Here is a 21,477-nt window from a genome sequence, read left to right on the forward strand (position 1 = left end):
ATGGGTCACCTGAAGAAGCCGGCCGGTCAGCAGTCCTCAGTGGCGGCAATGTGCCCAGAACGGTAACCCGACTGAGCATCGTTGGATCTGAGCCTCGTCGGAAAGCAGTCATTGATCTGAGTCCGCTTTCAGCGCTGCAAACTGATGCGTTTGCGTAGCTGATCCAAAGGCAGTGGCAACTTCAACGCAGGTAGGTTCAGTGAAGCAAGGTCTGGGTGAAGGGGCCTTGCATCTGTCTTCCCCCCAACGGAGCGATGGACGGATCAGGCATGTGCATTTCCAATGCACATCGGTGCCCCAATGTGGGTTGCTACCGATCAATCCAGCCAGAAACCAGTTGAGGTTTTTGCCTGTTATTCAAGACTGTTTTTTGCACAGAATATGCCGCACAGAGCCAAGCTACAAGCCGCTTGTGGCCTCGTCACATCTAACATGCTATGGGGACAGGGCGCCAAGCTATGCGTCACTGCTGTCTCCATGTATCCAATTTGGGCCTCATGAAAATTGCGCCCCGCATTCGCCGGTACAACCCTGGAGAAGAGTCCATTCTCTTCAACGTGTACTACACCTCGGTCCATCAATTGGCCACTCGAGAGTATTCACAGGAGCAAATTCAAGCTTGGGCTCCTCGGGATCGTGACGCCAGCCTGTGGGAAGAGCGAATTCGGGGAATCAACCCGTTCGTCGCCGAGCTGAATGGCGAGCTTGTTGGCTACTCGGATCTTCAGCCAAGCGGATACATTGACCATTTCTTTGTGTCTGGTAGTCATGCCCGATGCGGCATAGGAACCGCGCTCATGAATCACATTCTTCAAGAGGCAATGTCGACAGGCCTGCATGAGTTGACATCCGATGTAAGCCGTACAGCTCAACCGTTCTACGAAAAGTTTGGGTTCACAGTCATTGAGCAGCGGCAGCCCAAAGTGCGAGGCGTCGTCATTCCAAATGCATTCATGAGGCTTCGTATCGTATGAAGTCCAACCCATCATTCCACCGGACCGCCTTCGGAGGCCGGTGAATTCAAAAGTTAGGCGTCAGATGCAAACAACCGAGGCCATTCGATACATTGGCGTAGGAGTCGGAGTGCTCGTTGTGCGCGAAGGAAAGGTACTCCTTGGCAAAAGAACCGGTTCCCATGGGGCGGGAACTTGGGCCGGTCCTGGCGGGAGGCTTGAGTTTGGCGAGTCCATCGAGGAGTGTGCCCGCCGGGAGTTGATGGAAGAAACAGGGCTTGAGCTTGGGCCGGTCACTGCCGGACCATACTCAAACGACTCCTTCCCAGAGCTCGGCCAACAGCACGTCACGCTCTTCGTGGTCGCTCGGCAGTCAAAAGGTACTCCGGTCAACGTTGAGCCTCACAAGTGCGAAGGCTGGCATTGGTTCTCCTGGAACGAGTTGCCCTCACCGCTGTTTGCTCCCGTGGCGGCACTCTTACATTCCGGCTTCGTACCGGGATAACGCATAACCCCGCAGTCAACCGGATATTTCGCGGCATGACGGCTACCTCGAACGATAGGTCTCATGAGCACCGTCAGCGCCTTTCGCCTACATGATCGCTATTTCATCCATCCGAACAAGCGGACGACGACTGGGCTCCATGTCGCGCAGCCTGATTTCACCTGCCTGCCACTAAATGCGACGGTTGAGGCCTGGGCTGCTGCCGATTTTGTAGACACCGACCTAAGCTCGTTGAGCTTGTTCGAACTGTACGGGGCTGACATAGCCTATGGTCGAATGACGTCGAGTCGGGTTGTAGAAGCGCTCGATGTAGTCGAAGACTTTTGCCCGTGCTTCGTCCCGCGTCCGGAAGACTTTGCGCGCAATGCGTTCCGTCTTCATTGAGCTGAAGAAGCTCTCCATCGCCGAGTTGTCCCAGACCTCGCCCGCCCGGCTCATACTGCAGGTGATCCCCTGGTCTTTGAGCAACTGCTGGAAGTGGCCGCTGGTGTATTGACTGCCCTGATCCGAATGGTGCAGCAGCGCCACCGGCTTGCCCCTTCGCCATACCGCCATCATCAGCGCATCGGCCACCAACTGAGAGGTCATGCTCGCCTGCATGGACCAACCCACCGCACGGCGCGAGAACAGATCCAGCACCACAGCCACGTACAGCCAGCCCTCGGCCGTCCAGATGTAGGTGAAGTCTGCCACCCATTTCTGGTTCGGTCCGTCTGCCGTGAATTGCCGATCCAACACGTTGCTGGCCGCGTCACTGCGCTGGCCATCGTCCTTGGGCAGACCGCGCCGGCGAGGCCTGGCCCGCAGCGCCTGCTGCAGCATCAGCTTCTCGATCAAGTGCAGTCCGCAGTTGACGCCACTGGCCAGCACATCGCGCCAGACGCGTCGCGCACCGTATGTGCGGTCGCTGTCCAGGAAGCTCTGCTTAACTTGCTTGCCGATACTCTCGTTGGTAAAGCTGCGCTGGCTACGCGGCCTTTGCAGCCAGGCATAAAACCCACTGCGCGAGACACCGAGCGCCTCGCAAATCACCCCCGTCGGCCAGACCCCTCGGTGCTTCGCCACGAACTCAAACTTCACAGCGAGTCCTTCGCGAAGTAGGCCGCGGCTTTTTTCAAGATGTCGCGCTCCATCTTGAGCTTGGCGACCTCCTTCTTCAGCCGCTCGATCTCCGCCTGCTCCGGCTTCATGACGCCCTTGCCGGGAAATGCCTGCTGCGGATCAGCCGCCAACTCTCGAATCCACGTTCGCAGCATCGTTTGATGAATGTCCAGATCCAGCGCCGCCTGCGTGATCGACACGCCGCGCTCCTTCACCAGCTTCACCGCCTCAACCTTGAACTCCCGGCTGAACTGCCGTCTTGTTCCCATACCAAACCTCCAATTTCATTTCACACCTTAACAAGGTGTCCATGAAACCGGCAGCAGCCCAGAGCGCGACTGAGATGCGAGACAGTCACGACGAATGTCCGCACCGGGTCGTTTACGTGAGTTGATCGAGCCAAGCCGAGAACGACCAGCGGGCGCCCCCATCGTTCAGTTCGACGATGTGCAAGAAATCAACAGAAGGACTTGGGACGCCGCTGAAATGTCCAGCCGGGACGCGCGACTTGCGAAAGGCATGGCGGCATCCCCGGCTGGGCACCCGCCCCACAGCTGCCCAATTGAGTGCGCTCAGCACAGCACGCACTCTCCGGTACTCCTCACGTTAGGGCCCTCCCGACACGCGATTTGGTCGGGGACGGAGGCTTTTCGGCCGGCACTTATGCGATCCTGATGCCTGCGGGCTCAGGATTGTCGTAACGAAACAAAAGTGCCGACGCCATGTCCTCTTCTTCCACAGACCCTGTTCCCACCGCCTCCGGCGAGGGCGGCCACGGCCTGGGCCGCCAAAGCCTGGGTGCCTTGACTCTGGGCACCATCGGCGTCGTCTACGGGGATATCGGCACCAGCCCGCTCTACACCGTCAAAGAAGTGTTTCTGCCAGCTACCGGGGTGGCGCTGAACGGCGCCAATCTGATCGGCGCCGTCTCGGTCATCCTGTGGGCGCTGATGCTGGTGGTCACGCTCAAATACGTGATCCTGATCCTGCGGGCCGACAACCGCGGCGAAGGCGGTGGCCTGGCCTTGACGGCACTGGCCACGCAGGCGGTCAAAGACAAGCCCGCCCTGCGCCGCTCGCTTTTGTTGTTAGGTGTGTTTGGCGCCACCTTGTTTTACGGCGACAGCGTCATCACCCCTGCCGTCTCGGTGATGGGCGCCATCGAGGGCCTGGAGGTCATCAACCCGGCCCTCAAGGCCTATGTCTTGCCCCTGTCCCTGGGCGTGCTGCTGGCGCTCTTTTTGATCCAGCGCTTTGGCACCCATGCGGTGGGCAAGGTGTTCGGGCCGGTGATCACGCTATGGTTTGTGGTGCTGGCGGTGATCGGCCTGGTCCACATCCAGCGCCAGCCGCAAATCCTCGCCGCCCTGAATCCGCTGGAGGCCTTCAACTTCTTGATGGCGCGCGGCTGGCATGTGTTTGCCGCCCTGGGCGCTTTTGTGCTGGCCCTGACCGGTGCCGAGGCTTTGTATGCAGACATGGGCCACTTCGGCGCCAAGCCCATACGCCTGGCCTGGACGGCCCTGGTCTTCCCTTCGCTGATCCTCAACTACATGGGCCAGGGCGCCTTGCTGATGGCCGAGCCCGACGCGATTGAGAACCCCTTCTTCCGCCTCTTCCCCGAAGGCTTGCTGATCCCCATGGTGGTGCTGGCCGCTGCCGCAGCGGTGATCGCCTCGCAGGCCGTCATCTCGGGCGCCTATTCCATGACCAAGCAGGCGATTCAGCTGGGCTTCTTGCCCCGCATGGAGCTGCGCTACACCTCGGCGCGCGAGTTCGGCCAGATCTATATGCCGGCCGTCAACTGGGCCTTGCTGGTGGGCGTGGTGGCCGCCGTGCTGCTGTTCGGCAGCTCCTCGGCCCTGGCGGGCGCCTACGGCATCGCCGTCACGCTGACCATGATGATCACCACAGTGCTGACCTATTTTGTGGTGCGCGAGGGTTGGCGCCTGCCTGCACCCATCGCCATCGGGGCCACCGTGATCTTTCTGATTCTGGACGCCTTGCTGGTGGCTGGCTGCGCCATCAAGTTCCTGGACGGCGGCTGGTTCCCCCTGGCCATGGGCCTGAGCCTGTTCGTGCTGATGAGCACCTGGGCACGCGGCCGCCAGCTCTTGATGAGCAGCATCCAGCGGGAAGGCCTGGAGCTGGCCCCCTTTGTCCAGAGCTTGCAACAAGGCGAGTGCAACCGCGCCCTGCGCACCGCCGTCTACGCCGTCGCCAACCCCGACACCGTGCCGCAAGCCCTTTTGCACAACCTCAAGCACAACCAGGTGCTGCACGAGTGCAATGTGATCATGACGGTGGTCTTCCACGAAGTGCCCTGGGTCAGTGACGCGGAGCGGGTCGAGGTGCAGGAGCTGGCCGCTGGATTCTGGCGCGTGACCCTGCACTTTGGCTTTATGGACCAACCCGATGTGCCGCGCGCCCTGGCGCTTTGCGAGCCCAAGGGCTTGCGCATCCCGGTGTTTGAAACCAGCTACTTCCTCAGCCGCGAGACCGTCGTGCCCACGCCGGGCTCGGGCATGGCCGACTGGCGCGAAAACCTGTTCGCCACCATGAGCCGCAATGCCGGCAGCGTGGCCGAGTTTTTCTGCCTGCCCGACAACGCGGTGGTGGAGTTGGGTACGCGGGTGCAGATCTGAGCACTTGATCCCATGTTGCAAGGAGCAAATCAGCATGAACAAACGAGATCAAGCCGACGTCTGGTTCCCACGCAAAAGCTATGGCTGGGGTTGGGGCCTGCCGCTGCGCTGGCAGGGCTGGTTGGTACTGCTGGGCTTTGTCGGGCTGACGGCTCTCAGCAGCTGGGTGTTCCCCCCAGATCAGCACCCGCTGGCCTTCGGGCTCAGCCTCGCCCTCTTGTCCCTGCTGCTGACAGGCATCTGCTGGCTCAAGGGCGAGCCGCCGCGCTGGCAATGGGGCGCTGAGACTAAGAAATAAAGAACTCCACCGGCACCAGCAAGTCCAGCTCCTGAGGCAAATCGGGCGGAATGCCCGGCAGGGGCTGGGCACGCTGCACGGTGGCCAAGGCGGCTCGGTCCAGCTCGGCATGGCCACTGCCCTGCTGCACACGCGCTGACAAGACTTGACCCTCCCGATTCACCCGCAGCTGCAAAACCACCACGCCCTGCTCCCGCCTTGCGCGCGCACCCGGCGGGTAGCTGCGAAAGCGCTCCAAGCGCGCCAGCACCCGGGCCTGCCAGCTCTCGCTGGCGCGGCCCCCGGCCTGCGGCGCTGGCGGCAAGGACGGTGCGCGCGGTGCCGCCGCTTGGGAGGACTCTTGCAAAGCAGGGGCTGGCGCTTGGCTAGGCACGGAGTCCGCCACGCTGGCTTGCATGGTGCTGCTCGTTTCTGGCGCGCTCAGCAAGCTGGGCTGGGTCACGACTACTGGCTTGGCGGCCTCGACGGGGGGTTGCTGCGGGTCTCGGGGCAAGGCTCGGCGAGGCTGGCTTTGCGCGCGCTGCTCTGGCGCCAGCCGCTCCTCCAAGACCTGAGGTGGAGCGGCCGCCGGCAGCCATTGCAGCTGCATCAGCACCGGCAGTTCGGGCGCGGGCGTCGGCGCGGGCTTGGCCAGGCTGGCACCCAGCAAGCCGCCCCACAAGAGCAGGTGCAAGCCCAGGCTGATCAGCCAGGCCCAAGACAAAACGCCGCGCGGCTCTTTGGGCTGCGTGAGCGTCAGTCTCTGGATGGCCCGCACCGGCGAAGGCGAAGGCAAAGGCCGACTCAGCAGATACAAAGCGCAGGCCGCCATCAGGGCCGCCACCAGCAGCTTGAGCTCAGGCCCCGCATCGGCCCGCCAGCAAAACAGGCCCAGCCCCAAGCCTATGCCCAAGCAAGCCATGACCTTGCTGCGCACGCTCATGGCGCCCTGCTCGCGCCAGTCCCGCAGCAGCGGGCCAAAGCGCGGGTGGCGCAGCAGCCAGGCCTCGCAACGCGGCGAGGCGCGGCCGAAGCAGGCGGCGGCCATGATCAGGAACACCGTCGTGGGCATCAGCGGCAGCAGGGCGCCGATAAAGGCACACAGCAGGCTGAGCAGGCCTAGCAGCATCCAGAGTGGCCGCGCCCAGCCGCGCTGCGCCTCTGGCCGGGCGGCCATGGCGGCGCTCACAAAAGTTCGGCCACATGGCCGTGCACCCGTTCAAAGGCGGCACGCGCGCTGGCCTGCATCAGGGCTTGTTCGGCCGGGCTAAGCGCCAAGCCATCCAGCATGCCGGTGAAACCCCGCCAATGCCGCATGCGCCCTTCCGGATGGCCGGCCAGATGGCGCGCACCATGGCCAGCGTCAAGGCCCAGCTTGACCGCCAGTTTGAACAACACGGCGGCCCCCAGATTGGAGCCTTCAGCCACATAAAACCAACCCAGGGCCACGGGCAGAGGTTCTGTAGCGCGGAGCCAGGGCGAAGCACTGGGCAAAGTGGCGGGATGGCCCAGATCAATCAGGTCCTGCCGGATCTCCTGCAAGCGTTGGCGCTGCCCAAGATCGGGCAGCAAACGGCCCAGTTCAGCGTGCTGATACAAGGGCGAGATGTCTTGATGGAAGCGCAGCTGCACCTGCAAAAAACGCTGATAGTTGGCCAGGCTGGCGAAGGGCTGGGCGCGCATGATGCGCTGGTCCAGGCGCTCATGCGTGCCATGGCTGGCCGCCTTGAGAGCTTGGCTGTGGCTGAAGGCCGTGGCGACGGGGCGGTCTATCGTTGAAGTCATGGGGACGAATCAGAAGTGGAGGCTGAAGTCGGCGCGCACGGTGCGACCCGGTGCGGGCATGGGGGACAGGGCCAGCGGGTCCAGGTAGTAGCGGTCAGTGAGGTTGTCGACCTTGAAGTTCAGCTGGGTCTGCTTGTTCAGCTGGTAGCTGGCGAAGGCGTCGACGATCAGGGTGGCCGGGTAGTACTGCTGCAGCGTGGTGTAGGCATTGGTGTTCCAAGGCTTGTCCAGGCGATGCAGTGGCGCACTATTGCGAACCACTCGCCCTCCCAGGGTCAGGCGCCTTTCCAACAGGCGCACGCCCAGGCTGGTGTTGAGGGCAAACTTAGGCGGGTTCTGGGTGTTGGCATAGCTGCCGCCAAAGCCGCCGTCCACGCAATCGGGCGTGGCCTGGGTCTTGCCGTAGCGGGCCTTGCGCAGCTTCTGGGCCAGTTCGGCGTCGCAGGTCTGGGCGCGGGTGTACAGCGTGCCCGAGACGTCGGCAAAGAAGCTTCCGTTGTCATACGCCGTCTGCAGTTCCCAGCCGGCGGTCTCGAAGCGCTCCATATTGCTCATGGTGAAGCTGTAGCTGCTGGGGTCGTAGCTGCGGGTGATGTAATCGCGGACACGGTTTTCGAAGTAAGCCAGCTTGAGCGACAGCCGGTCTTGCGCCCGCCAGAGGTCGCGCAGGCTGCCGCTGGCACCAAGCTCCCAGCTGCGGTTGCTCTCGGGGCGCAGATCGGGGTTGGGGGTGATGAAGTGGTTGCCCACGGTGGCCTCGAACACGCTGGGCATCTTGAAGCCCTCGGCGTAGCGGGCATAGATCAAGCTGCCCTCGCTCGGTTGATAGCTGGCGCTGAAGCTGGGGGCGAACTTGCTGCCCTTGCGGCGCAGCGGCTCGTCGTAGCGCCAGGCGCTGGCGATACTGTCCATATAGGCGCCGTTATTGGGGCCGTTGGGCTTCCAGCTGTCGTAGCCCAAATCACCCAGCGTGCCCAAGCGGTGCGGGCTGGCGCGTAGCGAGGCTTCGGTGAACTGGCCCTGGGCATCGGGGTACCAGCTGACGTACTCGAGCGCCTGGCCATTCTTGTAGAGATGAACGGCGCGCCGAGGCACCTGCCTGGTCTCGGTCACATGGGCTCGGCGGTTGAGGTCGCGCACCTCGTACTGGAGCAGCCGCCCACCGGCCAAGAGACTCAAGGCCTCGACGGGTTTCCATTCCAGCGAGCCCACCAGGCTGGCCTCCTGGCGCACGGCCGAGCGCACAAAACGGTTGTTGCGCAAATCGGCCTCCACCACCGGCGTATCGACGCCGGGGCCGGTCTTCTCGTGCGTGTACGACAGGCCGTACTTGGCCTCCAGCGATTGCCCCTCGCCAAGGAAGAACAGCGAGGTATTGCCCAGCTGCGCGCCCCAGCGCTGGCCGCGCACATTGGAGCGCAGGGCCTGGGCGTAGCTATCGCCCTGCGGGTCACCAAGCTGATTGCTGGGCAGGTCGCGCCCCACCGGGGCCGAGCCCACCACCGCATTGAACATCGTGCTGTCGCTGCGGGTGAACCAAAGCCGGCTCTTCAGATCGATCAAGGCCTGGCCCGCCGGCTGCCAGCGGTGCTGCGCCGTCAATGCCGTCAGCTTCATCTGCCCCGGCTCGAACTGCTGCATGGTGTTTTCAGGATCAACATAAGTGACCCATTCACTCGAAGCCGGTGTGCGCGAGATCGCCGAGGGCATCACCTCACCATAAAGCGCGCTCAGATGCCGCAGGCCCAGCTCCAGCGCCTGGTCTGCATTGGGCCGGATCGTCGCCTTGAGCAGCACCGAGTCATTGCTGCTGTGGGTGTTCAGCACCTCTTCTCCCACCCGGTAATAGGTGTAGACCGGATCGGCGTTCATGCCGGTGCCGGGGGCGTCCAGACGCGATTGGCCATAGGCCTCGGCACCCCGCGTGCCGGCAAAGTAATTGCCCTGGGAGCGCCGCACATAAGCGGCGAGCCAATCCAGTTTTTCGCTCTTGCTGGCATAGGCGATCGTGCCAAAGTAAGACTGCGGCGAGAAGATGTTGTTGCGCTCCTTGCGGTTGAAGACACTGAAGCCTTGCTGTTCACGCACGCTGTTGTCGGCGATGCCGCCGCGCAGGCGCCAGCCTTGGCTTTGGCCCTCGGCCAGCACATCGGCGACCTGCAAGCTCGTCATGTTGACCACGCCGCCGATGGCGCCAGCGCCGTCCAGACTCAAGCCCGGGCCCTTCTCAACCGTCACGCTGCTGATCAGATCGGGGTCCAGATAGCTGCGCTGCTGCTGGCCGGCATAGCCGCGGTAAACCTCCAGCGACTGCTGGCTGCCGTCGATCACCACCGGGACGCGGCTCTGGCCTTGGATGCCACGGATATTCACGTCCAGGGCATGGCCGTTGCGCACATCGGCCATCTGCACACCGGCCACGCCCTTGAGCATGTCGGCAGGCGAAGTGCCGCGGAAGCGCTCCAAGGTTTCACGTGCGATATGCACGGAGGAGCCCGCCTGTTTGTAGGGCGCTTGAGCAGCCTCGGCCGCTGAAGGGTGCAAGGCCACACCAGGCTGCGCCTGCTGCCCCTGAACACGCAAGGGTGCGAGCTGCATGGGCGCGGCTGGGGCGTCGGGGCCTGGCTTGGCGGATTGGGCCGGCTTTGCCTCGGCGGATTGCGCCTGGCTGGCCGCCGTCGCAAGCAGCAAGGGCAGGCTGAGCAAGGCGGTCTGCAGACGGGTCTGCAAACGGCTGCGCCGCAAAACAGGAGGGAGGCCACAGGGACGTGCGGACACGAGAAACATGATGGACGAAGCGAGCAATGGCCGATGGGCGGCCGGTGGACATGAGTCGACACCGGGGGCTGGCTGAGGCGGCCGGCTCTGACGTTCAGGCGAAGAACGGGCGGGCGCGCCGGGGCGGGCGGGTGGACGGGCGAGGTGCATCGAGCTGCTGCCAGCTCGGACGCAAAAGCTGCGCGATCAAGCGCCAGTTTCAGCAACAGGCTCGGGATGCGTGGTGATGCAGCGCTCCTGTTTGCCAAGAGGGCTGGGCCTCATTGATGCAAATAGGAACTATTCGCATTATGTCATTAAAACAAAGCCCGCTCGCGGCGGGCCTTTGACATCTTCCGTCTTTAAATCGGCAGCTCGGTGTAGTAGCGCCCGCCGTGATAGATCAAAGGCTGAGCGCCCTCGCGGCGGCTGCAGCTTTCCACCTCGCCGACGAAGATGACGTGATCGCCTTCTTCATACTGGCTGCGGTTGGCGCATTCAAATACCGCCGCCACGCCGTCCAGCACCGGCGCACCGCCCGCACCTTCGCGCCAGGCCACGCCGGCAAAGCGGTCGATGTCGCGGGTAGCAAAGCGTTGGGCCAGCTCTTTCTGATCGGCCGCCAGGATGTTGATGGCGTAATGCGAGCCGCGGCTGAACACCGGCATGGAGCCCGCCTTCTGCCCCAGGCTCCACAGCACCAGACGGGGCGACAGCGAGACCGAGTTGAAGGAATTGGCGGTCAGGCCGACCAGGCTGCCATCGGGGGCGCGGGCGGTGACGATGGTGACGCCGGTGGCAAACATGCCCAGGGCGGCGCGGAATTCCAGTTGGCTGTCCAAGGCGGTGGGGGCTGCAGAAAAAGGGGCTTGAGGCATGCGCGCATTGTCGGGCCTCAGGCCGAGGCCGTCTTGCAGGGCGTGAAAATGCCCCCAGATCTTCTGCTCAGCGCCTGCCTACCCCGAGGCTCAGATGCTTTGCCGCTAAGCTCGCAACATGACTGCCAGAACCGACGCCCTCTTTTCATCCGCCTCGTTTGATCCCCATGCCGACCCGCTGCTGCCCAGCGCGCCCAGCCATGGCTTTGGCCGATGCGGCTGCGCAGAAGGCGCATGCCGGCCGCGGCAAAGCGGCAGGCGCTTGTTCACCGGCCTGCTGGGCGCGGCGGCGCTGGCGCCCATGGCCCCCGCCTGGGCCCGCGAGGGTGTGGATGTGGGCAAGAGCAGCTCGGTGGCCAAGCTCGTCCCGGCCGAACAGGTCGAGGCCGCGGGTGCCCAGCAATACCAGCAAATGATGCAGCAGGCCGCCCAGCAGCGCGCCCTGGCCCCCAATAATCACCCCCAGCTAATCCGCCTGCGCGAGATTGCCAAGCGCATCATTCCGCAGTCCGAGCCCTGGAACCCGCGTGCCAAGCAGTGGCGCTGGGAAGTCAATCTGATCGCCAGCCCGCAGCTCAACGCTTTTTGCATGCCGGGCGGCAAGATCGCCTTCTACTACGGCATTCTGGACAAGCTCAAACTCACCGACGACGAGGTCGCCACCATCATGGGTCACGAGGTGGCCCATGCCTTGCGTGAGCATGCGCGTGAGCGCATGGCCAAGACGCAGGCCACCCGGCTGGGTCTGGGCGTGGTCTCCAGCCTGCTAGGTCTGGGCGGCGTGGGCGACACCTTGCTGAGCATGGGCGGGCAATTGCTGACCCTGACCTTCAGCCGCGAGGACGAGAGCGAGGCCGATCTGGTCGGCATGGAGTTGGCCGCGCGCGCCGGCTACGACCCGGCGGCGGGCATCTCGCTGTGGCAAAAAATGGGCGCGGCCTCCAAGGGCGCGCCGCCGCAATGGCTGTCCACCCACCCGGCGGGGCCGACCCGGATCAAGGACATCCAGGCCAATCTGCCCAAGGTGCAGGGCTTGTACGCGCGGGCCGACAAACCCAAGCAGCGCTTTGATGTGGCGCCTGCCCTGCAGAGCCGCGCGGCGCCGCAGTAAAAGCGGCCTTACCAGCGCGCCGGCAAGGCCTTCAGGCGGCGATAACGGCCATTGGCCACGCGCACCAGATAGCCGCCCTGCTCCAGGTCCTTGACCAGCTTGGACACCATCTCGCGCGAGCAACCCAGGCGCTGGGCCATGGCTTGGTGGGTCAGCTGCACCTCGTCGGTAGTGACGGTGGCGGACTCCAGCAAGGCCTTCAAACGGCCGTAAACATCGTTGAGCGCCAGCTGCTTGGTCGACAAGGTGGCGGCGCGGGCGCGGCGGATCACCTTGGTCAGCAGCTCGAATGCGAACTCAGGATGCTCACTGATATGGGCCAGCAGGCTGGAGCGGGTCAGGATCACGCAGCGCGAGGGCTGCTCGGTGATGACGCTGGCCGAGCGCGGGCCGCCGTCCAAACTCATCTCACCCACATACTCACCGGGCCCATAAATGCCGTACGTAACTTCGCGTCCACGCGCATCACAGCCGTAGACCCGCAGGCTGCCGGACAAGACCAGGTAGATGGCATCGCCCTGCGAGCCCTCTTCGATCAGCACCGTGCCACGGCGGTAGCTTCGCGCCACGCCGCGCCCGGCCAGCGAGCGCAGGGAGAGGGGCAATTCAGAGAAGTCGGCGGCGGTGGCCAGCGAGTCAGCAGTTTCCATGGGAGTCGCGCCACAGCAGACGGTTGTGGTCGCGAGCGGATGTTACGAGAGCCGCGCCCCTCATTCGTCGCGCTCATGCGACACACCCTCTTACAAGCCAAGGGCAAGTCTCAATTGACGCGCAGGCTTATCGCTAAAACTCAGTTGACTTCCATACGCAGGGTGGACATTAGCGGCGGCAGCACGGCCAGTTGCCGCATCAGCTCGCCAATGCTGTCGGCGCCGGATTTGGCGCGAATGCTCTGGATCTGCGTGCGCACCGTGGAGATGGCCACGCCTTGCTGCTCGGCCACGAAGTTAGGGCGCACACCCGCGCTGAGCGCCTTCAAGACCTCGGTCTCGGTCGGAGTGAGGCCGTAGCGCAGGGCAAACCACTGGGCGGCCAGATCACCGCAGAGCTGGCCGCGCTCCAGCACCAGCAGCACGGCGGCCTGGGACACGTCCTTGTTCAGCGGCACCACCACCACATTGGCGCGGCGCTCGCCGTCACCCAGGCGCAGCAGGCAGCGGCGACCTTCGCGCTCGGCTTTCAGCAAGGCATCGGCCAGGGGAGCGGCGTCCTTGGCCTCGCGGCTGCGGATCTGGTTGGCGCTGATCTCCAGCGGATGGCTTGCATCCAGGCTGCGCCGGGCCGCCAGATTGCAGTGCAGGACGCGGCCGGCCGCATTGAGCAGGAGCACGCCGTAGTCCAGCTCCTCCAACACCAGACTCATCCAATGGCTGCTGAGGGAGTCGGCCTGGCGTCGTTCGGGGTGGCTGGCGCGGGGATTGAAACTGCTGAGGGCGGGGCTGCCGACCGGGGTGGCGAATGTACTGCTCATACCAAACTCCTGAAGCATGGGGCCAATCGATGGCGACACAAGGCAGGGCCAAGCGTAGGTCCATCACCCGGAGGACTGCCGTAAATCTTCAAAGAATGCTTTGTGATCAATTTACGGCGACATTTCGAGAAAAAGCCCATGGCTATTAGCATCTCTCGATTCGAGCCTCCCACACGCACGGACGAAAAAAAGCCGAGTCAGAGGACTCGGCTTTTTAAACAAGGGGCAAAAAATCAGGCCGTCGTCTTGCGCAAACCCATCAAGCGGTTCAGCAGCGGCGTGATCAAGAACAGCAGCACGCCGGCGCCGATCGACAAGCCGGCCAGGAAGGGATAGAGCGGAATGCCCGTGCCTTCCAGCATATGTTCCAGGGTGCCGGCCAGGTAGTTGGCGGCGGCAGAGGACAGGAACCAGACGCCCATCAGCAGAGCGGCCAGGCGGGCCGGCGCGATGCGCGAGACCATGGACAGGCCCACCGGCGACAGCATCAGCTCACCGATGGTGTGGATCACATAGACCAAGGCCAGCCACTGGGCACCCACTTTGCCGTTCAGATCGGCAATCGACTGGGCTTGGGTCATCACCAAGAAGCCCAGGCCCAGCACAATCATGCCCAGGGCCTGCTTGGCCACATCGCTCAGCGCATAGCGGCTTTGGTCCAGACGGGTCCAGAGCAGGGCAAACACCGGCGCCAGCAGCACGATGGTCAGCGGGTTGATGGACTGGAACCAGGTGGTCGGGATGACGGTGCCAAAGAATTCGCGGTCGGTCTGCTTGTCAGCAAACAAGCTCATGGTGCCGCCGGCTTGCTCGAAGCCGGTCCAGAAGGCGATCACAAACACCATCACGATGACGATGCCCAGCACACGGCCCCAGTCCTGGCTGCTCATGGGTGGCAGCTCGCTGTCCTTGGAGGGGCGGGCAATGGCCAAGAGCAGGCCGACGATGAAGGCCACGGCCAGGCCGACACGCAAGCCGGTCGGCAAGCCACCGTACCAGGGGCCGACCACCGACCAGGCGCCGATGACGCCGTAGACCAGGGCCACGCTGGCACCGGTCCAGCCCAGGATCAGGCCCAGGTCGCTCATGCCCACAGGCTTTTGATGCGGCATCAGGCCAGCACGGCCCAAGAGCTTTTGGCCCCACAGCAGCTGAATCAGGCCCAGGCCCATGCCCACACCGGCAGCGCCGAAGCCGTAGTGCCAGCCCATCTTCTCACCCAGGGTGCCGGCCACCAGCGGCGCCAGGAAGGCGCCGAGGTTGATGCCCATATAGAAGATGGAGTAACCACCGGCACGACGCGGATCGCTTTCGCCGTCGTAGAGGTCACCCACCATGGAGCTGGTATTGGCCTTGAAGAAGCCATTGCCCACGATCAGCAGGCCCAGGGCCACATGCATCAGCGGCTCGAAGGCCATGGCGAAGTGGCCCAGCATCATCACCGTGCCGCCGATCACCGCGGCGCGGCGCTTGCCCAGGTATTTGTCGGCGATGGCGCCGCCAATCATGGGGGTCAGATAGACCAGGCCAGTGTACATGCCGTACAGCGCCAGCGCGTTCTCACGCGTGTAGCCCAGGGCATTGACGAGATACAGCACCAGCAGGGCACGCATGCCGTAGTAGCTGAAGCGCTCCCACATCTCGGCGAAGAAGATGACCTTGAGGCCGGGCGGCTGGCGCAGGCTGGTGGGAGTGGAGGCGGCAGCCCCGGCTTGATCCGGTGCTGGCGAGACGGCGGAGTTGATCACTGAAAGACCCTCGAAGAATAGGCACGCATCGCGCAGCTCATGGCCGCGCGGCGAGGCCGCATTGTCACCGCTGGCTTTGGGCGATTGGCGGGGGTCGAATTCGGGTTTTCCCTCGATTCCAAGCCATTTCCAAGAGATTTGAAGCAGCCCACCCGCTGGATGGGCCCTTCAAACAAGGGGGTAGCCGCCGGGGGCTCAGCTGCGATAGCTGGGGTCCAGGCGTTCCAGCTTGCGGATCAAGGCGGGCCAGGCGATGTCGGCACCCATGCCGGCGGTGGCCGTCTTCATCACCGCCGCCATGCCTTGCAGGATTTGCGGATGCACCTGGTGCAGCTCGCCCCCGCCGGCCTGGGCGTCGATCTGGATGCGGCAGACGCTCTCGAAGATATACATGGACAAGAAGGCATCGGCGATGCTGGCGCCCACGGTCAGGAGGCCATGGTTGCGCAGCATCAGGAAGCGGTTCGTGCCCAGGTCGGCCTGCAGACGCGGCTGCTCGGCCTCGCGCAAGGCCACGCCCTCGTAGTCGTGATAGGCCAGGGAGCCCAAGACAAAGGTCGACTGCTGGCTGATGGGCAGCACCCCGCACTTCTGCGCCGCCACCGCCACCCCGGCACGGCTGTGGGTGTGCAGCACGCAGGCCGCGTCCTCGCGCACCTGGTGGATGCAGCTGTGGATGGTGAAGCCCGCGGGGTTGACCGGGAAGGGCGAGTCGCTGAGCTTGTTGCAGGCTTGGTCGATGCGGATCAGGCTGGAGGCGGTGATCTCATCAAACATCAGGCCGTAGGGGTTGATCAGGAACTGATGCTCGGGCCCGGGGATGCGCGCGCTGATATGGGTGAAGACCAGATCACTCCAACCATACAAGGCCACCAGGCGGTAGGCGGCCGCCAACTCGCAGCGCAGCTGCCATTCGGCCTCGCTGACCTTGCCTTGCAGGCTGGGGATGTTCAGGGATTCATTGATGCTCTTGCTCATGCGGAGGTCTCCTGGTGGCGGGCGGGCTGGCCGCTCGCGGTCTTGGCGGGCAGCAGATCGCCCGGATGGTCGTAGGGCTTGCCGCCCGGCGTCAGCGCGGTGTGCTGACGCTGCGAGCGGAAGATGGGGTAGAACAGCTCGATCCACCATTTCTCCTTGCCGAAGAGCTGGTCGTCGCGCAGGCCGATCTCGCGCGGGTACTGCTGGGTGATGTGGGCGCTGCCGAAGAGGATGTCCCAGAAGAACAGCAGATTGCCGTAATTGCCGGTGTAGTGACCGATGCCGTCGGCATTGCTCATGGCGTGATGAGCGAAGTGGGTGGCCGGGGTGGAGATGGTGCGTTGCACCAGCCACATCAGGGGGCGGAGCGCCTTGATGCGATAGAGCGGCTCATCCCAGCGCACGGCCGAGTGCGCGCCGGTGATGACGGCCAGCTTCAGCACGATATAGACCATATAAACATGGCCCAGCCCCAGATAGACCAAGAGGCCCGAGACCCAGATGGCCGGCATGCCGATGTAGTAGAAGAAGTTGTTGCGGTAGATGATGCGCGCGCTCATGTATTGCGCGGAATGGTGAGCCCGGTGCAGCGGCCACAGCAAGGGCTTGTGAGACCAGCGATGCCACCAGTACTGCAACATATCGTCGCCCACCAAAAAGAGCGCAAAGCCCGCCGCCCAAGGCAGCTCGTGCAAAGCGTTCTGATAGCCGGGTGCCAAGGCCAGACCCAGCTTGGCCACCATCCAGAACACCAGCGGCTGGCTGACGGCGGCCAGCAGGCCAAAGCCGACCAGGTCCAGCACATTGTCGGCCGCGCTGGCCTTGAAGCCCTTGGCCCGCCCCAGCAGGAACTCCAGCAGGGTGAAACCCAGGAACAGGGCCGCCAGCTGCAGGTATTGCGTGCTGCTCATGCCTGGGTCTCCGCCTGCTTCTTAGTCATCGCGGCCTTGTAGAGCGATTGCTTGGGCTGGGCCAGCACCCGGCGCAGCATGGGCTCAAAAGCCTCAATCGGCAGGGTCTCGCCCTGCGGGTCAAACGCTGGGTTGTCATAGAGAGCGCAGAACTCGGCCGTGCGGGCATAGGCCGGATGGTCTTTGAACTGATCGCGCATATCGCGATCCATGCCCAGATGATGGAAGAAGTAATGGCCCTGGAAGATGGCGTGGTGGGCCACCATCCAGTGGTTCTCCTCGCTGACAAAGGGCTTGAGGATGGCGGCGGCAATGTCCGCATGGTTGAAGGTTCCCACCGTGTCGCCGATGTCATGCAGCAGGGCGCAGACCACGTACTCCTCGTCGCGCCCGTCGCGCAGGGCGCGGGTGGCGGTTTGCAAGCAGTGGTTGTAGCGGTCGATGGGGAAGCCGCCGTAATCGTTCTCCAGCAGTTTGAGGTGGGCGATCACACGGTCGGGCAGCTGGGCCGCGAACTGCATGAACTCGGCCCCGATCAGCCGCCACTCGGCGGCCGTGCTGTCTTCCATGCGGGTGAATTGGGCGCGTGCATTCATAGGGTTTGTCTCCAGTCCTAGAGGCTTGCAGGTTCAACCTGTCTCGGCCCCATTCTGCGAGCCCGCTCTTGCAAAGACTTGTCATTTGGCGACAAACAATTACCATGGCGCGTCACCCCAGGAACACCCTCCCCCTCTCCCACTCCCTGCGTCATGAACCATCTGATCCGGGCCGCCGCCCTGTCCGGCTATGAAGAGCAGGCCAGCGCCCTGGGACTGGACGCAGCGGCCCTGCTGCGCCGCTTCGGCCTGAGCCGCCAAGCCCTGGCCGACCCGGACTGCCTGATCCCCTACCGCGCCATGATGGAGCTGCTGGAGCACAGCGCGGCGCAGGCCAACTGCCCCGATCTGGGTCTGCGCCTGTCCAACGGTCAGGGCCTGGAGAAGCTGGGGCCGGTGGCCGTGGTGATCGAGCATGCCGCCAGCCTGCACGAGGCCATCACCCTGGCGACGCGCTATATCTTTGTGCACAGCTCGGCGGTACGCATGGCGGTGGAGCGGGTGCCCGGCCATGCCGATCAACTCGACCTTTGCTATCACATCGATATGCCGGACGCCCCGCCCCATGCCCAGGCCCTGGAGTTGGCCCTGGGCGTGATGTTGCGCTGTCTGCGCCTGCTGGGCCAGGGCCGCATCCCCTTGCTGGCCGTCTTGCTGCCGCATGCGCGCCAGGGCAGCCCCGCGGCCTATGCCCAGGCCCTGGGCACCGAGGTCTTGTTCGAGCAACCCTATGCCGCCGCGCGCCTGGTCGCACGCGATCTCAACCAGGCCCTGCCCAAGAGCAATGAGCTACTGCGCAAGTTGGCCCAGGCCTATCTGGACCAGCAATTCAGCCAACCCGAACTGCTGTTCTCCGACCGGGTGCGGGTGCTCTTGCGCCAGCTGCTGGCTACCGGCCAGGCCTCGCATGAGCAGGTGGCTCAGCGCCTGGCCATCCATCCCCGCACCATGCAGCGCCGGCTCAGCGACGAAGGCAGCAGCTTTGAGCAACTCAAGGACCTGGAGCGCCGCAAGCTGTTCGAGCAACTCATCCTCAAGCCCGATGGCCCCTCCATCGCCACCCTGGCCGATATGCTGGGCTATGCCGAGCCCTCGGCCCTGAGCCGCAGCGCCAAGCGTTGGTTTGGGCGCAGTCCGTCCGAAATGCGCGCCAAGGCTTGAGCGGGCCCTACGGACTTTCCCAGCCTGTCGCCAAATGACAATCTTTTGTCTCGCAAAGCCAAGGCCAGAACGCCTGCCAGGCCTCATCCTCGACCGGATCCGGTCGTCGGGCACCGCAGTCCAGCCCCGCCGACCTTGTCTCCCCTGCCTTGTCTGAAAGCCCAGCCATGAATATGAGCGCCTCAACCCAAGAACAGCTGCAGAACTGCCTGCTGCTGCAACGCGCCGCCTACCATGCGGACCCCGTCCCCAGCCTGGCCCAGCGCCGGGACGATCTGCGCACCCTGCAACGCTTCATCCGCGATCACAAAGACGCTTTGTGCGAGGCCATCAGCGCCGACTACGGCCATCGCTCCAAGCACGAGACCTTGCTGGCCGAGATCTTCCCCGCCATCGACGGCATCGACCAAGTCCTCAAACACCTCAAGCGCTGGATGCGCCCGCAGCGCCGCGCGGTCGATGTGCGCAACTTCCTGGGCGCCAGCAACCGCGTCATCCCCCAGCCCCTGGGCGTGGTGGGCGTCATCGTGCCCTGGAACTTCCCCGTCAATCTGAGCCTGATCCCGCTGACCTTTATTTTCGCCGCCGGCAACCGCGCCATGGTCAAGATGAGCGAGAACTCGCGCCATCTGGCCAAGTTGTTGATCGAGCGCATGCCCGCCTACTTCCCGCCCGAGAAGCTGCAGTTCTTTGATGAGACCGGCGGCGTGGGGGTGGAGTTCTCCAAGCTGCCTTTTGACCACCTGCTCTTCACCGGCTCGGGCCAGACCGGTCGCGCCGTGATGGCGGCCGCCGCGCAAAATCTCTGCCCGGTGACCCTGGAGTTAGGCGGCAAGGCCCCGGCCGTGCTCTGCGCCGACTTCCCCCTGCGCCTGGCCACCGAGCGCATCATGTTTGTGAAGTGCCTGAACGCCGGCCAGATCTGCACCACGGTCGATCATCTGTGGATGCCTGCCGATCGCGTCGAAGGCTTTGTCAGCGCCGCGCGCGAGATCGTCTCGGCCCGCTACCCCACGCTGGCCTCGCCCGACTACACCGCCATCATCGACGAGCGCAGCTTTGATCGCCTCTTGAGCGCGCTGGACGAAGCCCAGGCCGGCGGCGCCCAGCTGATCCCGCTCTTGCCCGGCCCCGCCTTTGACCGCGCCACGCGCAAGATCAACCCCACCATCGTCTTGAACGCGCCCGCGAACAGCCAGCTGGCCCAACGCGAGATCTTCGGGCCCATCCTGCCGATCCGCCCGTTCAACAAGTTGGAAGAAGTGGTCACGGCCATCAACGCCGGCCCGCGCCCCTTGGCGCTCTACCCCTTCAGCTACGACAAGCCGACGGTGCAGATGCTCTTGGACCGGGTGATGTCGGGCGGGGTCTCGGTCAACGACGCGCTCTTCCATGTGGGCCAGCACGATCTGCCCTTTGGCGGCGTGGGCGAATCCGGCATGGGCCATTACCACGGCCGGGAGGGCTTTGACACCTTCTCCAAGCTGCGCCCGGTGTTCTACCAGGCGCGTTTCTCCAGCCTCAAATTCCTGATGCCGCCTTACGGCAAGTTCGCGGATCGGGTGCTGGCGTTTTTGACCAAATAGGCGTGACGCAGCGTCAACTCGCTGCGGACTCGGCGGCAGCGAAAGCCTTCAGCAGGCGTTCAACACCCGTCTTGTTGTCCGGCCAGCCCTGCACCTTCTGAACTAAACGCCCGTTCTTGACGAAGTAAAAGGTCGGTGTGGCCCAGGAGTCGATGAAGGGCCAATCGTCCTCGCTCACCACGTAGTTGAGCTGAGTGGCCGGATGGCTGGCATTCCAGCTCAGCACGTCCTTGAAATAGAGGCGGCCCACTGCAGAATCAAACCACAAGGAGCTGCTGGCCATGCGCGCCTTGAGCTCGGGATGGGCCTCGATGGCGTCGCTGGCTTTGCGGCTGAAGCCACAGGCGATGGTGCCCACCACATAGACCCTGAGCTCGGGGCTGCTGACCACATCCAGCAGACGCAAGGACTGAGTTTTCGCATCGGGCTGGTAGATCCTGTATCCGGGAGCAAGCGCCCGGCTTTGATCCAGCACCGGCGGCAGGAATTCGATCGCCAGATGGGGCTTGCGCTGGTGCAGGGCGCGCACCTCGTCAAAGCGGCGCAGCGCAACTAGGTTGATGGCAAGCGTTTCTTCCAACTGCTTCAGATCCGTCGCGCCGCGCGCCTCAAACTCGCCAACCAAGGCCTGCATCAAGTCGGCATATTCATTGCCACCCACGCTCCATCCCAAGAGGTCCATCAGCTTGAACAGGGCACGCAACTCAGCCTCGCTCAACTCCTGCAAACGGCTCTTGCTGCTCTGCACCCAGGGCCGCAAGCTTTGGTAGGCGGCCAACATCCCTTGCTTGCGCAGCAAAGTGCTGTCCCAAGACGCGCTGCGCTCCCAAGCGAACAGCGCTTCCACCTGGGCCAGCGGCGAATCTGCAGCGGGCGCGGCATGGCCAGCTAAATGCAAGCTGCCCATCAGCAGAGCAGCGAAAAGAGTCTTGTTGAACATGCAAGGCGAGCCCGAGGGGGCCAATAAGTAACGACCATGTCAAGCGGACTTTAGGCGCAGTTTGGCAACGGGCA

At 63.9% G+C, this 21,477-nt stretch carries 18 protein-coding genes and 1 pseudogene; 7 read left to right on the forward strand and 12 right to left on the reverse strand.

Annotation, left to right across the window (positions count from 1 at the left end; all coding sequences use genetic code 11):
- Nucleotides 1–497 precede the first annotated feature (497 nt).
- Together DBR47_RS08910 and DBR47_RS08915 are read left to right on the forward strand one after the other, a co-directional pair.
- Nucleotides 498–974, forward strand: coding sequence for a GNAT family N-acetyltransferase (locus DBR47_RS08910; protein WP_124449093.1), 477 nt, complete (start codon nucleotides 498–500; stop codon nucleotides 972–974).
- A gap of 64 nt (nucleotides 975–1,038) precedes the next feature.
- The gene (locus tag DBR47_RS08915; RefSeq protein ID WP_124449095.1) at nucleotides 1,039–1,458 is read left to right on the forward strand and encodes an NUDIX hydrolase; all 420 of its coding nucleotides are present in this window, start codon (nucleotides 1,039–1,041) and stop codon (nucleotides 1,456–1,458) included.
- 222 nt (nucleotides 1,459–1,680) lie between these two features.
- On the opposite strand, the gene DBR47_RS08920 is transcribed toward DBR47_RS08915, so the two are convergent.
- A protein-coding gene (locus DBR47_RS08920) for an IS3 family transposase (RefSeq protein WP_124449097.1) occupies nucleotides 1,681–2,828 on the reverse strand; the annotation gives its coding sequence in 2 pieces (ribosomal slippage) (nucleotides 1,681–2,567 and nucleotides 2,567–2,828; 1,149 coding nt in all).
- 453 nt (nucleotides 2,829–3,281) lie between these two features.
- Here DBR47_RS08920 and DBR47_RS08925 point away from each other — a divergent pair.
- Entirely contained in the window at nucleotides 3,282–5,204 is a 1,923-nt protein-coding gene (locus DBR47_RS08925; protein ID WP_124449099.1) for a potassium transporter Kup, read from the forward strand.
- A gap of 34 nt (nucleotides 5,205–5,238) precedes the next feature.
- Entirely contained in the window at nucleotides 5,239–5,502 is a 264-nt protein-coding gene (locus DBR47_RS08930; protein ID WP_124449101.1) for a hypothetical protein, read from the forward strand.
- On the opposite strand, the gene DBR47_RS08935 is transcribed toward DBR47_RS08930, so the two are convergent.
- The 4 genes from DBR47_RS08935 to DBR47_RS08950 form a co-directional block, all read right to left on the reverse strand.
- The gene (locus DBR47_RS08935; protein WP_124449103.1) at nucleotides 5,492–6,658 is read right to left on the reverse strand and encodes a TonB family protein; all 1,167 of its coding nucleotides are present in this window, start codon (nucleotides 6,656–6,658) and stop codon (nucleotides 5,492–5,494) included. The two genes, DBR47_RS08930 and DBR47_RS08935, sit on opposite strands and share 11 nt — an antisense overlap.
- Before the next feature lie 8 nt (nucleotides 6,659–6,666).
- Complete coding sequence (locus DBR47_RS08940) at nucleotides 6,667–7,266, reverse strand: biliverdin-producing heme oxygenase (protein ID WP_124449105.1); 600 nt, start codon at nucleotides 7,264–7,266, stop codon at nucleotides 6,667–6,669.
- Nucleotides 7,267–7,275: 9 nt separating this feature from the next.
- A complete protein-coding gene (locus DBR47_RS08945) occupies nucleotides 7,276–10,044 on the reverse strand; it encodes a TonB-dependent receptor domain-containing protein (RefSeq protein ID WP_197046953.1) in 2,769 nt (922 codons plus the stop codon).
- Nucleotides 10,045–10,385: 341 nt separating this feature from the next.
- On the reverse strand, nucleotides 10,386–10,901 hold the full coding sequence (locus tag DBR47_RS08950; protein WP_124449108.1) for a flavin reductase family protein: 516 nt from the start codon (nucleotides 10,899–10,901) through the stop codon (nucleotides 10,386–10,388).
- 118 nt (nucleotides 10,902–11,019) lie between these two features.
- Between DBR47_RS08950 and DBR47_RS08955 the strand changes: the two genes are divergently transcribed.
- Nucleotides 11,020–12,012 carry a M48 family metallopeptidase gene (locus DBR47_RS08955; protein WP_124449110.1) on the forward strand — a complete coding sequence of 331 codons (993 nt, stop codon included), beginning with the start codon at nucleotides 11,020–11,022 and terminating at the stop codon, nucleotides 12,010–12,012.
- Nucleotides 12,013–12,020: 8 nt separating this feature from the next.
- On the opposite strand, the gene DBR47_RS08960 is transcribed toward DBR47_RS08955, so the two are convergent.
- From DBR47_RS08960 to DBR47_RS08985, 6 genes are all read right to left on the reverse strand, one after another.
- Nucleotides 12,021–12,662, reverse strand: a complete 642-nt coding sequence (locus DBR47_RS08960; RefSeq protein ID WP_124449112.1) for a Crp/Fnr family transcriptional regulator — start codon at nucleotides 12,660–12,662, stop codon at nucleotides 12,021–12,023.
- Nucleotides 12,663–12,802: 140 nt separating this feature from the next.
- Entirely contained in the window at nucleotides 12,803–13,483 is a 681-nt protein-coding gene (locus DBR47_RS08965; RefSeq protein ID WP_197046954.1) for a LuxR C-terminal-related transcriptional regulator, read from the reverse strand.
- Between the two features lie 233 nt (nucleotides 13,484–13,716).
- The gene (locus DBR47_RS08970) at nucleotides 13,717–15,231 is read right to left on the reverse strand and encodes a peptide MFS transporter (protein WP_197046955.1); all 1,515 of its coding nucleotides are present in this window, start codon (nucleotides 15,229–15,231) and stop codon (nucleotides 13,717–13,719) included.
- 195 nt (nucleotides 15,232–15,426) lie between these two features.
- Nucleotides 15,427–16,209 carry a class II aldolase/adducin family protein gene (locus DBR47_RS08975; RefSeq protein WP_124449116.1) on the reverse strand — a complete coding sequence of 261 codons (783 nt, stop codon included), beginning with the start codon at nucleotides 16,207–16,209 and terminating at the stop codon, nucleotides 15,427–15,429.
- Nucleotides 16,206–17,120, reverse strand: a complete 915-nt coding sequence (locus DBR47_RS08980) for a sterol desaturase family protein (protein WP_124449118.1) — start codon at nucleotides 17,118–17,120, stop codon at nucleotides 16,206–16,208. Before DBR47_RS08980 ends, DBR47_RS08975 begins: the two co-directional genes overlap by 4 nt.
- Complete coding sequence (locus tag DBR47_RS08985; RefSeq protein WP_124449120.1) at nucleotides 17,117–17,716, reverse strand: HD domain-containing protein; 600 nt, start codon at nucleotides 17,714–17,716, stop codon at nucleotides 17,117–17,119. Before DBR47_RS08985 ends, DBR47_RS08980 begins: the two co-directional genes overlap by 4 nt.
- A gap of 153 nt (nucleotides 17,717–17,869) precedes the next feature.
- Here DBR47_RS08985 and DBR47_RS08990 point away from each other — a divergent pair, with 153 nt between their 5' ends.
- Nucleotides 17,870–18,877 carry an AraC family transcriptional regulator gene (locus DBR47_RS08990; protein WP_124449122.1) on the forward strand — a complete coding sequence of 336 codons (1,008 nt, stop codon included), beginning with the start codon at nucleotides 17,870–17,872 and terminating at the stop codon, nucleotides 18,875–18,877.
- Nucleotides 18,878–19,011: 134 nt separating this feature from the next.
- Nucleotides 19,012–20,463: pseudogene (locus DBR47_RS08995) on the forward strand (coniferyl aldehyde dehydrogenase); the annotation flags it as partial.
- 13 nt (nucleotides 20,464–20,476) lie between these two features.
- On the opposite strand, the gene DBR47_RS09000 reads toward DBR47_RS08995, so the two are convergent.
- Entirely contained in the window at nucleotides 20,477–21,403 is a 927-nt protein-coding gene (locus DBR47_RS09000) for a hypothetical protein (protein WP_124449126.1), read from the reverse strand.
- Between the last annotated feature and the right edge of the window lie 74 nt (nucleotides 21,404–21,477).

It is taken from the genome of Paucibacter sp. KBW04 (assembly GCF_003852425.1).
GTDB lineage: Bacteria > Pseudomonadota > Gammaproteobacteria > Burkholderiales > Burkholderiaceae_C > Paucibacter_A.